11 protein-coding genes are annotated in these 12,431 nt (G+C 71.7%); 6 read left to right on the top strand and 5 right to left on the bottom strand.

Annotated features, from left to right (window positions below; translation table 11 throughout):
* Window positions 1-91: 91 nt before the first annotated feature.
* From ACZ573_RS14110 to ACZ573_RS14120, 3 genes are all read right to left on the bottom strand, one after another.
* A complete protein-coding gene (locus ACZ573_RS14110; RefSeq protein WP_471303352.1) occupies window positions 92-400 on the bottom strand; it encodes an SHOCT domain-containing protein in 309 nt (102 codons plus the stop codon).
* Between the two features lie 27 nt (window positions 401-427).
* Window positions 428-904: a DUF6325 family protein gene (locus tag ACZ573_RS14115; RefSeq protein ID WP_471303355.1), complete on the bottom strand. Its 477-nt coding sequence runs from the start codon at window positions 902-904 to the stop codon at window positions 428-430.
* Window positions 905-993: 89 nt separating this feature from the next.
* A complete protein-coding gene (locus tag ACZ573_RS14120) occupies window positions 994-1,644 on the bottom strand; it encodes a GAP family protein (RefSeq protein WP_471304069.1) in 651 nt (216 codons plus the stop codon).
* 71 nt (window positions 1,645-1,715) lie between these two features.
* Here ACZ573_RS14120 and ACZ573_RS14125 point away from each other — a divergent pair, with 71 nt between their 5' ends.
* The 3 genes from ACZ573_RS14125 to ACZ573_RS14135 all read left to right on the top strand — a co-directional run bounded on the left by ACZ573_RS14125 (window position 1,716) and on the right by ACZ573_RS14135 (window position 6,042).
* The gene (locus ACZ573_RS14125) at window positions 1,716-2,717 is read left to right on the top strand and encodes a YhjD/YihY/BrkB family envelope integrity protein (RefSeq protein WP_471303358.1); all 1,002 of its coding nucleotides are present in this window, start codon (window positions 1,716-1,718) and stop codon (window positions 2,715-2,717) included.
* A gap of 88 nt (window positions 2,718-2,805) precedes the next feature.
* A complete protein-coding gene (locus ACZ573_RS14130) occupies window positions 2,806-4,281 on the top strand; it encodes a DUF2252 domain-containing protein (protein WP_471303360.1) in 1,476 nt (491 codons plus the stop codon).
* A gap of 114 nt (window positions 4,282-4,395) precedes the next feature.
* Window positions 4,396-6,042, top strand: coding sequence for an MFS transporter (locus ACZ573_RS14135; protein WP_471303363.1), 1,647 nt, complete (start codon window positions 4,396-4,398; stop codon window positions 6,040-6,042).
* On the opposite strand, the gene ACZ573_RS14140 is transcribed toward ACZ573_RS14135, so the two are convergent.
* Window positions 6,037-7,341 carry a hypothetical protein gene (locus ACZ573_RS14140; protein WP_471303365.1) on the bottom strand — a complete coding sequence of 435 codons (1,305 nt, stop codon included), beginning with the start codon at window positions 7,339-7,341 and terminating at the stop codon, window positions 6,037-6,039. The two genes, ACZ573_RS14135 and ACZ573_RS14140, sit on opposite strands and share 6 nt — an antisense overlap.
* Window positions 7,342-7,797: 456 nt before the next feature.
* Here ACZ573_RS14140 and helR point away from each other — a divergent pair, with 456 nt between their 5' ends.
* Window positions 7,798-9,978: an RNA polymerase recycling motor ATPase HelR gene (helR, locus tag ACZ573_RS14145; protein WP_471303367.1), complete on the top strand. Its 2,181-nt coding sequence runs from the start codon at window positions 7,798-7,800 to the stop codon at window positions 9,976-9,978.
* Here the strand turns inward: helR and ACZ573_RS14150 are convergent.
* Window positions 9,965-10,294, bottom strand: coding sequence for a hypothetical protein (locus tag ACZ573_RS14150; RefSeq protein ID WP_471303370.1), 330 nt, complete (start codon window positions 10,292-10,294; stop codon window positions 9,965-9,967). The genes helR and ACZ573_RS14150 overlap by 14 nt on opposite strands.
* Window positions 10,295-10,433: 139 nt before the next feature.
* Between ACZ573_RS14150 and ACZ573_RS14155 the strand changes: the two genes are divergently transcribed.
* Both ACZ573_RS14155 and ACZ573_RS14160 read left to right on the top strand, forming a co-directional pair.
* A complete protein-coding gene (locus tag ACZ573_RS14155) occupies window positions 10,434-11,246 on the top strand; it encodes a response regulator transcription factor (RefSeq protein ID WP_471303373.1) in 813 nt (270 codons plus the stop codon).
* Window positions 11,239-12,351 (top strand): sensor histidine kinase, encoded by a 1,113-nt coding sequence (locus ACZ573_RS14160; RefSeq protein ID WP_471303376.1) that lies wholly within the window; start codon window positions 11,239-11,241, stop codon window positions 12,349-12,351. The genes ACZ573_RS14155 and ACZ573_RS14160 overlap by 8 nt, the downstream gene beginning before the upstream one ends.
* Window positions 12,352-12,431: the final 80 nt, after the last annotated feature.

The raw sequence follows: 12,431 nt of genomic DNA on the forward strand, positions 1-12,431 counted from the left end.
GCGAACACGACGTGACCGTCGAGACCAGCAACGACCGCATCGCGGGCGACCTCACCAAGTGGCTGGCCGCCCGAGCTACCTAAAACACGGCCTAGCCCAGCAGCCGGCGCTTCTGCTCGGCGAACTCCGTCTCGGTCAGCACGCCCTGTTCCTTGAGGGTGCTGAGCTGCTTCAGCTGTTCGATCTTGGTGGTCATGTCGTCGGCCGGCGCCGCGGCGGGCGGAGGCGGGGGCGGGGGCGGGGGTGCCGCCGCCTGCTGCTGGGCTTCCTGCTGGGCCTGCTGCTGGGCTTCCTGCTGCGCCCATCGGCCGCCCTGGCGGCGGGACACACGGTTGGACACCGCGGTGGCGGTGCCCGCGATGACGGCGGTGCGGGCGACCCCGCGAAGGAGTCCGGGCATGATGCTCATCTCCAGGCTGTGTGGGCTTCATTCTCCGGCGGGCGGTTCCTCCAGGGCGTCCAGCGACGCCAGCAGGGCCTGCACGGGAATCCTTCCGGCGGCCACGAGCTGCGCTCCGCCGCGTCGCAGGGCACGGGCGAAAGGCGCCGCCCAGGTGTTCTCGTACACGATGACCCCGGCCGAGCTCCCGGGTTCCAGGGCGGCGGCCGCCTCCTGGATGTCGCCGTCGTCGAGCAGGCCGGACGACGCCCCCTCGAACACGGTGAGGTCGACCTCGCCGCCACCGAGGTCCTGGAGTTCCAGCGCGGTCACCGTGCCGTCCTCCTCCTTGCGGATGAAGGCGAAGTCGAAGATGCGGATGATGCCCCGGTCGACGAGGTCGACGAGGATCGGGAACCCCTCGCCGGTCATCCGGTTGCCCGGGAACTCGACCACGATGTAGTCGACCGGGCCGAGTTCGTCGATGTCGCCGAAATCGGCTCGCGGCTCGGTCTCGCTGCTCATGGCAGCTCCTGTCGCAGAGAGGGGGGAAGGTCTTTTCATTCCAGCACGCCGCCCGCGCCCCCGCATGTCTGGCCGGTCCCGCCGGCCGGTCAACCCGTCAGCTCGTAGATGCTCTGCCCGGTCAGCCACAGGCCGAGCAGCAGGCAGACGAACACGATGGCCTCGTCCTTGTGCCCCTCCATCCACGTGCGCATCCGCAGCAGCCGGTCCTGGGCGGCCTCCGGTGCGAACACCATGTACAGCTCCGCGGCCAGCAGGCCGGAGCTGGCCAGCAGGCAGAAGCCGAACAGGGCGATGAACGTGGTCGCGTGCGAGGTGTCGGCCTCGATCACGGTCGTCGCGCCCGCCGCGACCATGCCCCAGGGCTGGATCAGCACGGCCAGGCCCGCCGCGGCCCACACCGAGCCGACGTCCACGTGGGAGGGCTTCGGGGTGGTGTCCCGGGCTGCCTTCAGTTTCAGGCGGCGGTAGCGGTGTACCCCGTAGACCACCAGTCCCACCCCGATGGCCAGCTTGAGTGCGAGCGCCGCCACGCCGGGCGGGGACCGGGGCGCCGGGGGCTGGCCGCCGGTCAGCGCCAGCACGATCGCGATCACCGCGACGAGGTTGGCCAGCCAGGCCAGGAGGAAGGCCAGCCCCTTCCATACGCCTCTGGGCGAGGACACCACGAGGATGAACGCCATCAAGGGCAGCGGGTAGAGGGCGATGGCCAGCGCGATCAGCATGAGGTCGAGGACCATGGCGCCCCAATCGTGCGACGACATACGACACTACGCACCGCACCGGGCTCCGACACCTTTTGCCCATCGAGATGCCGCCCTGGTCCGCGTCCACCAACCTGGACGCAGACGAAGGAGGCCGCCATGACGACGACCCCGGATCCGCGGTCCGTGCCGCGCTCCGCTGCGGGCCGCTGATGTGGTCGGAGCGCAAGGCACGGTGGCGCAAGCGCTCCCGAGAGCTGGTCGCGGCCGCCAAACGAACGCAGGAGCGGGCCGAGACCCGGTTCCCCGTGATCACCCATGTCACGGAGCGCATGATCGGCGTGAACATCTTCGACTCCGCCACCCGGCTGGCCGCCCAGTGCTTCCTGACCGCCGTGCCCCTGCTCTTCGTCGTCGCCTCGTTCGCCCCTGAAGAGGTACGCGACCAGCTGGTCTCCTCCGTACGCACGATGTTCGGGCTCACCGGTCAGGCGAGCGATCAGCTGGGCGACGTGTTCGACGGATCCGGCGAGGACGACATCCGCAACGCGGTGGGAGCGGTCGGCGCCGTGATCGTGCTGCTGTCCGCGACCGCGGTGAGCCGTGCCATGCAGCGGCTGTGCAAGCGTGCCTGGCAGATCCCGCGGGGCGGGACGCGGATCGCGATCTGGCGCTGGTTCGCCTGGATTGCCGCCTGGACGGTCCTGCTGATCTTCCAGGGGCCGGTCCGCGACGGATTCGGACTCGGCCTGTGGCTCGGCATCCCCCTCACGCTCCTCGTGCAGACGGCGGCCTGGTGGTGGAGCCAGCACCTGCTGCTGGGCGGGGTGATCCGGTGGCCCCCGCTGCTGCCCGGCGCCCTCATCACCGCCGTCGCGGTGACCGCGCTGTCGCTGGGCGCGCGGGTCTACATGCCGATCGCCCTCAACCGCTCGCTCGCCACGTACGGGTCCACCGGCTCGGTGTTCGTCATCCTGTCGTGGCTGATCGTGCTGTGCGTGGCCGTCGCCGCCGGCATCACCCTGGGCGCGGCCCTCGCGCAGGAGCCGTACCTGGCCGGGCGGCTGGGCAGCCCGGTGCCGGGCAGGATCCGGCAGGAGCGTGACTGAGGAACGGCGGCGGTGCCCGTGGGGCAGCGGTGTGGGGTGAGTGCGATGCTGGGAGGCGGGGGTCCTGGGGGCCGGGAGGTCGACGACGATGACGATGCGCGACACGGACGCGACCGCGGCCACGACGGCGACCGCGGCCACGACGGCGACGGCGACGGCGACGGCGACGGACGGTGGTCCCCGGCTCTCCCCCGAGGACCGGGCCGTGAACGGCCGGGCCGCCCGGGCCGCCTCTCCGAGATCCGCCCACGGAGACTTCGAGCCGTCGGCCGACCGACTGGATCCTATGGATGTCATCGAGCGGCAGTCCGCCACCCGGTTGCAGGAGCTGGTGCCGATCCGTTACGGCCGGATGGCGGAGTCGCCGTTCCGTTTCTACCGGGGCGCCGCCGCGATCATGGCCGGCGATCTGGCCGGCACACCCGACTCGGGTATCCGGGTCCAGCTGTGCGGCGACGCGCACATGCTGAACTTCCGGCTGCTCGGCTCCCCGGAGCGGAACCTGCTGTTCGACATCAACGACTTCGACGAGACGCTGCCCGGACCGTGGGAATGGGACGTCAAGCGGCTCGCGACCAGCCTGGTCATCGCCGGGCGGGAGAACGGCTACTCCGAGCGCGAGCGCGCGTCGATCGTGACATCGGCGGTCGCCGGCTACCGCGAACAGATGCGTACCTTCGCCCAGATGCGCAACCTCGACGTCTGGTACGCGAGGGTGGACGAGTCGCACCTCCAGGCGGTGGCGGAGGGCGCCCTCCAAACCCGCGGCCGCAAGAACCTGTCCGAGGCGCTGAGCAAGGCGCGCGGGCACGACAGCCTGCAGGCGTTCGAGAAGCTCACCGAGGTGGTCGACGGACGCCGCCGCTTCGCCGCCGTGCCGCAGCTGATCACACCGGCTTCCGAACTGCTGCCGGGTCAGGAGCGCGACGTGATCGAGGACCAGATCCGGGACCTCGTCGGGCGGTACGGGGACAGTCTCCAGACGGACCGCAGACACCTGCTGCGGCAGTACTCCATCGTCGACATGGCCCGCAAGGTGGTGGGTGTCGGCAGCGTCGGCACGCGGTGCTGGATCGTCCTGCTGCTGGGCCGCGACGGCGACGATCCACTGATCCTGCAGGCCAAGGAGGCCGGTGAATCGGTGCTCGCCCCGTACGTGGGCGCCAGCGGGTACGCCACCGGGGGCGAGCGGGTCGTGGCGGGTCAGCGGCTGATGCAGGCCGCGAGCGACATCTTCCTCGGCTGGCAGCAGACGCAGGGGATCGACGGCGTCGAACGGGACTTCTACGTACGCCAGCTGCGCGACTGGAAGGGCATCGCGGAACCAGCCCGGATGGTGCCACGCGGTATGCGGGTCTTCGCCGGCCTGTGCGGTGTCACCCTGGCACGGGCGCACGCCCGGTCCGGCGACCGGATCGCCATCGCGGCCTACCTGGGCGGTGGCGATGTCTTCGACCGGGCGCTCGTACGGTTCGCGGAGAGCTACGCCGACCTCAACGAGCGCGACCACCAGCGTCTGGTGGACGCCATCGCGTCCGGCCGGGTGACCGCCGTCGCGGCCTGAGCCGGACCGGACCGGACCGGGCCCGCGCTCCGGCGCTTCGGCCAGTCGGCTGACACGGCTGACACGGCGGGCGAGGTGCCCGGCCGCCTCACGCCGCCATGGCAGTCTGCGCGCATGACAGCGGCGAAGGCGGGACCGGCCGGGGCGGCCGGGAACGCGGGGAACACCAAGCTCATCCTGCTGACACTCGCGGCCGGGCAGTTCCTGATGGCCCTGGACAGCTCGGTCATGAACGTCTCGATCGCCACGGTGGCGGAGGACATCGGCACCACGGTGAGCGGTATGCAGGGCGCGATCACGGCCTACACGCTGGTGATGGCGATGCTCATGATCACCGGTGGCAAGGTCGGCGCGCTCATCGGCCGCAAACGGGCGTTCCTGATCGGCTGCGTCATCTACGGACTGGGGTCCCTCACGACCTCGCTCGCTCCGAACCTGACGGTCCTGCTGCTGGGCTGGTCGTTCCTGGAGGGCGTGGGAGCGGCGCTGATCCTGCCCGCGATCGTGGCGCTGGTCGCCTCCAACTTCGGCAAGGAGCAACGGCCCGCCGCCTACGGCCTGGTCGCGGCGGCGGCAGCCGTGGCGATCGCGGTCGGACCGCTGATCGGCGGCGCCGCGACCACCTTCTTCTCCTGGCGCTGGGTGTTCGCCGGGGAGGTCGTGATGGTCCTCGTCATCCTGCTGCTGGCCCGCCCGATCGCCGACGCGCCCCCGGACCACCGGCCGCGGATCGACGTACTCGGCGCGATCCTGTCCGCCGCGGGCATCGGGCTGTTCGTGTTCGGCATCCTGCGGACCAGCGAATGGGGCTGGTTCCGTCCCAAGGCCGGGGGCCCCTCGTGGTTCGGCGTCTCGCCCGTCGTCTGGCTGGTGATGGCCGGGCTGATGCTGGTGTGGCTGTTCTTCCGCTGGGAGGCACGCCTGGTGGCGCGGGGTGTCGAACCGCTCGTCGAACCGGATCTGCTGAAGAACCGGCAGCTCTCCGGCGGACTGACGATGTTCCTCTTCCAGTACCTCGTGCAGATGGGCGTGTTCTTCGTCGTCCCGCTCTACCTGTCGGTGGCGCTCGGCCTGTCCGCCCTCCACACGGGCGCGCTGATCCTTCCGCTCTCCATCACGCTGCTCGCCGCCGCGATCGGGGTCCCCAGGTTCATCCCGAACGCATCGCCCCGGCGCGTCGTGCGGTGGGGAATCCTGGCGATGTTCGCCGGCGCCGTCATTCTGCTGGCCGCCCTCACCCCGGATTCCGGCGCGGAGGTCGTCACCGTACCCATGCTGCTCATCGGGCTCGGGATCGGACTGCTCGCCTCCCAGCTCGGGGCCGTCACCGTGTCGGCCGTACCGGACGAGAAGAGCGCCGAGGTCGGCGGCATCCAGAACACCGTCACCAACCTCGGCGCCTCGATCGGCACCGCCCTCGCCGGGTCGATCATGATCGCCGTGCTGACGAGTTCGTTCCTCACCACCATCGACCAGAACCCGGCGATCCCGGCCGACGTCAAGACCCGCACGCACACCGCCCTCGCCGGGAGCGCCCCGTTCCTGTCGGACGAGCAGCTCACCACGGCCCTCGAAGAGGCGGGCACGGACCCGGTGGTCGCCCAGGCGGCGCTCGACGCGAACGAGAAGGCACGGATCGAAGGGCTGCGGGCCGCACTCGCCCTCCTCGCTCTGGCGGCGTTGCTCGCCCTCTTCTTCACCCAGCGCATCCCGGCGGCCCAGCCGTCCGCGGCGCACGGGCCGGACGGCGCCCCGTCATGACGGGTGCGGACTCGGGGTCGTCCCCTCGACGGGGGCGGTGGTGTCCTCGGCGAGGAAGTCCGTGACCGCGAGGGCGAAGAGCAGGGCGAGGGCGAGGCCCACGACCACCCAGCCGGTGGGGTAGGACCACAGGACGTAGACGATGACGGCGATCGCGACCAGGCCCCAGGTGAACCAGGCCCGGTGGCGCCGGATGAACGGGCCGACCGGACCGGTGCGCAGGCCCAGCCGGTCGGCCGTGGCGCGGGTGGCGACGATGCCGGAGTGCCAGATCTGGCGGGCGGCCGTGGCGTACTTGCCCGGGCCGGAGAGCCAGGCGGCGAGGGCGATCACGATGCCCAGGACCACGACCATCCGGATCGTCGTGCGCAGCAGGCGGATCATCGCGTCGTAGACGGAGCCGGCCGCGGCCTGGGAGACGGTGTCCGGGAGCGCGTTGAGGTAGACGGTACGGAAGACGGTCAGCCCGAGGCCGAGGACCGCGACGGAGAACGCCACCGCGAGGGCCGCGGTGACCAGGATGCGGCGCCGGTGGGCGGAGAGCAGGACGCCCGCGGCGACGAGCACTACGGCGATGATCGGCAGCCATACGCCGAGGATCTGGAGCAGCCGGAAGCCGGTCTTGACCCGGCCGATGTCGTTGGACTGTACGACGGTGAAGTCGGTGTGGATCTCGGGGATCTTGGCCGCGACGCCCATCCCGGCGTCCACGAGCCGCGTTTTGACCTGTTCGATCACCGGTGCGAGGTCGATGGTCACCGCGTCGTTCTTGATCTCCACCGCGCCGTCACCGCTGCCGGTGAGGGCTTTGACGAGCGAGGTGTGGATGGTGCGGTTGGCGTTGGTCCAGATCGTCTCGAACTGGTCCGAGGCGATGACGTCCTGCGCCTTCTCCTTGACGAAGCTGCTGACCGCGCCCTCCAGCGAGCCGCCGAGCTTGCCCAGTGCCTTCTGGAGCAGCGGCCGTTGGTCGGGGGCCACGTCCTCCAGGAGGGTGGCGAGGTCGAGGTGCTCCATCAGGGCGGCCGTGACCCGGTTCGCGGCGGCCGCCTGCACATCGGGGTCGGAGGCCAGTGGGGCGACGGTGGAGACGTAGCGGTCCGTGTTCCCCACGATGCTGGAGGTCCAGGACGCGACGATGCCGAGCGGGGCCAGCACGCAGCCGATGATGATCAGCAGTGCGGACAGCAGCGACTTCATCCGGTGCTTGGGCGGAGTCCGCCGCGCGGCCTCCGATTCCAGGGCGGCGACCCTGGCCCGCAGCGCCGCGAGTTCGCCCGCGCTTTCGTCACCCTGCATGGCTGACCTCCTACGGGGTCGGGAGCCGTGGATCCCGGAGGATCGGTGGATGACGCTGAACCTGCGCCGGAGCAGGCGGCTCCCCTTGCCCCACAGCCTGCCCCGGCGCACCGGGGGCGGCATCCGTAGTTCGGCCGTACGAATGAACGCGGCGGTTCCGCGGGTTCAGCAGGCGGGAGGAGAGACCGGGGCGGGCGCGCTGCGCGCTGCCACTCGGCGGGGAGGACGTCCGTACGGAGCGGACGACCAAGGGAAGGGAGGAGCACCCACTCCTTTCCACTCTCAAGTTATAACGCACAGGGGGGCTTGCGGCAAGGCCCCACCCGTACCGCAGAATCGCTCCTCGAAGCCAGGACCTGCGGAAACGGGAGATCCCCATAGTGCGTGTGCTGTTGTCGGTTGACGGGTCGTTCGATGAGTTGGCGGGTGCCACCACCGCAGATCGGAGCTGCTGATATGAACTCCCTGATTACCACCAGTGCGTTCGACCTTCCCGCCCGCCTCTCCCCCAAGGCCGACCCCGCGCTGATCGGCGGCGACGAGAAGCACTTCGCGGCCGTCGCGCAGAGCCTCGAACAGACGATCGCCGAGCTGTCCGACCGCCTGGAGGCGCTGCGCAGGGCCCCCGGCGGCCTGGGCCGGGAGGCGATGGACCGGGACGTGGAGATCCACCGGCTGACCGGCCGTCTGCGGACCCTGCGGCGCTTCGGGTTGGACCTGTGCCTCGGGCGCATGGTCGGCGAGGACGACCCCGAGCCCGTGTACATCGGGCGGCTCGGCCTCACCGACGGCGCGGGGAACCGGCTGCTGATCGACTGGCGCTCGCCCGCGGCCGAGCCGTTCTTCGCCGCGACCCACGCCAGCCCGATGGGGCTGGCGAGCCGCCGCAGGTACCGCTGGACCCGCGGCCGGATCGGTGACTACTGGGACGAGGTGTTCACCGCCGACGGTTTCGAGGGGCACGCCGCGCTCGACGACCAGTCCGCCTTCATCGCCGGGCTGGGCAGCAGCCGGTCGCCGCGGATGCGTGACGTGCTCGCCACCATCCAGTCCGACCAGGACGCCATCATCCGCGCGGGTTCGCGCGGCGCCCTCGTCGTCGACGGCGGTCCGGGCACGGGCAAGACCGTCGTGGCCCTGCACCGCTCCGCGCATCTCCTCTACTGCGACCCTCGCCTCGGTCACCGTCGGGGCGGTGTGCTGTTCGTCGGTCCGCACCAGCCCTACCTGGCCTATGTCGCCGATGTGCTGCCCAGCCTCGGTGAGGAGGGCGTGCAGACCTGCACCGTGCGGGACCTCGTCGCCGAGGGGGCCTCGGCCGAGGCCGAGGCCGACCCGCGGGTGGCGTTCCTGAAGTCCTCCGCGGACATGGTGAAGGCGATCGAGAAGGCCGTCCGGATCTACGAGGAGCCGCCCGCCGAGGGGATGACGGTCACCACCCCCTGGGCCGACGTCTGGCTGAGCCCGGACGACTGGGCCGAGGCGTTCGAGGCGGCCGCGGGTACCGCGCACAACGAGGCGCGCGAGCTGATCTGGGAGGAGCTGCTGACGATCCTGCTCGACAAGTTCGACGACGAGGACCTCTCGCCCGACCTGCTGCGCAGATCGCTGCGGTACGACGAGGAGCTGGTCGCTGCGCTCGACCGCGCGTGGCCGACGATCGATGCGGCCGATCTCGTCGGGGACCTGTGGTCGGTACCGTCCTACCTGCGGATGTGCGCCCCCTGGCTCGGCCGTGAGGACGTGGCGCGGTTGCAGCGCGCGGACGCCCAGGCCTGGACGGTGTCCGACCTGCCGCTCCTGGACGCGGCGCGGCAGCGGCTCGGCGACCCGGAGTCGGCGCGTCGGCTGCGGCGGCGGGGCGCCGCGGTGGCAGCCGAACGTGAGCGCATGGCCGGGGTCATCGACGACCTGCTCGCGGCCGACGACGACGGCGAGGGCGCCGTGACGATGCTGCGCGGCAAGGACCTGCAGGACAGCCTGATCGACGAGGGCGCGCTGCCCGGCGCGGACCCGGACCTGCTCGCCGGACCGTTCGCGCACATCGTCGTGGACGAGGCTCAGGAACTGACCGACGCGGAGTGGCAGATGCTGCTGCTGCGCTGCCCGTCGCGCAGCTTCACCATCGTCGGGGACCGCGCCCAGGCCCGGCAGGGGTTCACGGAGTCGTGGCGGGAGCGGCTGGAGCGGATCGGGTTCGACCGGGTCGACGTGGCCTCCCTGAGCATCAACTACCGGACGCCCGAGGAGGTCATGGCGGTGGCGGAGCCGGCCATCCGGGAAGCGCTCCCGGACGCCAACGTGCCGGCCTCCGTCCGCAGCAGCGGCGTTCCCGTCGTGCACGGATCCGTCGCGGATCTGGACTCGGTCCTCGACGGCTGGCTGGACGCGCACGCCGACGGGGTCGCCTGTGTCATCGGCGCCGACGGTATCGGGGCCGGCGGCATCGGGGCCGGCGCCTTCCGGGAGACCTCCCGGGTCCGGTCGCTGACCCCCGGGCTGTCGAAGGGGCTGGAGTTCGACCTCGTGGTCCTCGTCGACCCGCAGACCTTCGGTACGGGGATCGAAGGAGCGGTCGACCGCTATGTCGCGATGACCCGTGCGACACAGCAGCTCGTCATCCTCACGAGTTCCTGACCCGCTCGTGGCGCCGGTCCACCGGCGGACGAGTGGGCCGGGCCCGGCCGGATCCGCGCCGCCGGCGGACCGCCGCGGCCGCCAGGACGACGAGGACCGCGGCGCCGTACGCGCTCGCGCTCAGCGCCGGCCGGTGGCCGAGGACCGGGGCGAGGAGGTAGACGGCCGCGCCCGCGAGGGCGATGCCGATCCATTCCCGGCGTCCGTCCAGGGCGATCAGGGGCAGCGCGTACGAGGAGTAGCCGGGGGTGAGGAGCGCGAAGCGCCTGCGCCTCGTCGAGGCACGGCAGTACGAGGTCCGCGCGGGGCGGAGCACAAGCTGATGAAGTCACCCTCCACACCGTAGGAATGGGGACCGGGGAAAAGGGGCCCGCAGACCTTACGAAACACGGACGCCGTCCCACGGGAGGGGGTCCGCGCCACACCCGGGCGCGGGCAGGTGACAGCCTGGGGTCATGGCAGTGAGCAATGTGGACAGTACGAACGAGGGACCCGTCGGCGTCCAGGGCAGCGTTCTGGTCGTCGACGACGATCCGACCGTCTCGGAAGTGGTGGCCGGGTACCTGGAGCGGGCCGGATTCACGGTGCGCCTGGCGGCGGACGGGCCGGCCGGCCTGCGTGCCGCCGAGGAGCACCGCCCCGACCTGATGGTCCTCGACCTGATGCTCCCCGGGATGGACGGCCTGGAGGTCTGCCGCCGGCTGCGGGCCGGGGAGAACGGCGGCCGGCCCGTCCCCGTCATCATGCTCACCGCACGCGGCGACGAGGACGACCGGATCCTGGGCCTGGAGGTGGGCGCGGACGACTACGTGACCAAGCCCTTCAGTCCGCGGGAGCTCGTGCTGCGGGTGCGGTCCGTACTGCGCCGGGCGCAGGCCGGCACGCCGGCCGGTGCCCCGGAGGGCGGTCCGGAGGGCGGTCCGCGGCTCGCGGTGGCGGGCCTGGTGCTGGACCCGGCGGCCCGCCGGGTCCACAAGGAGGGCCGGGAGCTCGCGCTCACCCTGCGGGAGTTCGATCTCCTCGCCTACTTCCTGCGCCACCCCGGCCAGGTATGCGACCGGGAGCGGCTGATGCGCGAGGTCTGGGGCTGGGACTTCGGCGACCTGTCGACGGTCACCGTGCACGTCCGGCGGCTGCGCGGCAAGATCGAGGATGATCCGGGGAGCCCGCAGCTGATCCGGACCGTCTGGGGTGCCGGCTACCGCTTCGAGCCGGCCCCGGACACCGCGGCCGAGCACGCCTTCCGGACGGAGGACGGCCATGCGTGACTTTCTGCTGATCGCCCTGTACGCGCTCCTCGGCGCGGGCGTCGCCGGACTGCTCGGGGCCGTGGCGCTGCGGGTACTGCGCCGGCGCAGCGTCGCCGTCTCCCTCGCGATCGTCGCCGCGGTCGCCGTGTCCGCGATGCTCGCCGGAACGCTGACCGTGGCGTGGGCGATGTTCCTGTCCTCCCACGACCTGGCCGTCGTGACCATGGTCGTCGCGACGGCCGCGGCCGTCTCGATGGCCACCGCGCTGCTGCTGGGCCGCCAGGTCGTCCGGCGCTGCCGGGAACTCGTCGGCGCGGCCCGGGTCTTCGGGGAGGAGGGTACGTTCGCGGCGCCGACCGTGCCCGCTCCCGCCGAACTGACGGCACTGAGCGACGAACTGGCCCTCACCAGCGAACGGCTGGCCGCGTCCCGCGAGCGCGAGCGGGCCCTGGAGGCCTCGCGGCGCGAGCTCGTGGCCTGGATCTCGCACGATCTGCGCACCCCGCTGGCCGGGCTGCGCGCCATGTCGGAGGCGCTGGAGGACGGCATGGCGGCCGATCCCGCCCGCTACCACCGGCAGATCCGCACCGAGGTCGACCGTCTCAACTCCATGGTCGGCGACCTCTTCGAACTCTCCCGCATCCACGCGGGCGCGCTGTCCCTCACCCTGACCCGGATGTCCCTCCATGACCTGGTGGGCGACGCCCTGGCCGGCACCGACGCGCTCGCCCGCGAGCACGGCGTACGGCTGGTGGGCGAGGGGGTCGCCTCGCTGCCGGTGGAGGTGGACGGCAAGGAGATGACCCGGGTGCTGTCCAACCTCCTGGTCAACGCCATCCGCCACACACCGGCCGACGGGACGGTCGCGATCGCCGCCGAACGCCGCGCGGACTCCGTGGTGCTCTCGGTCACCGATGCCTGCGGAGGCATCCCCGAGGAGGATCTCCCGCGCGTCTTCGACACGGGCTGGCGCGGCACCCCGGCCCGTACCCCTCCCTCGGGTGCGGGCCTGGGCCTGGCGATCGTCCGGGGCATCGTCGAGGCCCACGCGGGCCACGCGAACGTCCACAACGTCTCCGGCGGCTGCCGCTTCGAACTGACCCTGCCGGCTGCCGCCGGCTAGTAAGTCCAGGGAGGGGTCAGAAGAACATCCAGGCCGGGGTCAGGTTGCCGTTGATCGTGAACATCACTTCCCCGGCCGGA

Source organism: Streptomyces sp. NPDC040545, from assembly GCF_055595065.1.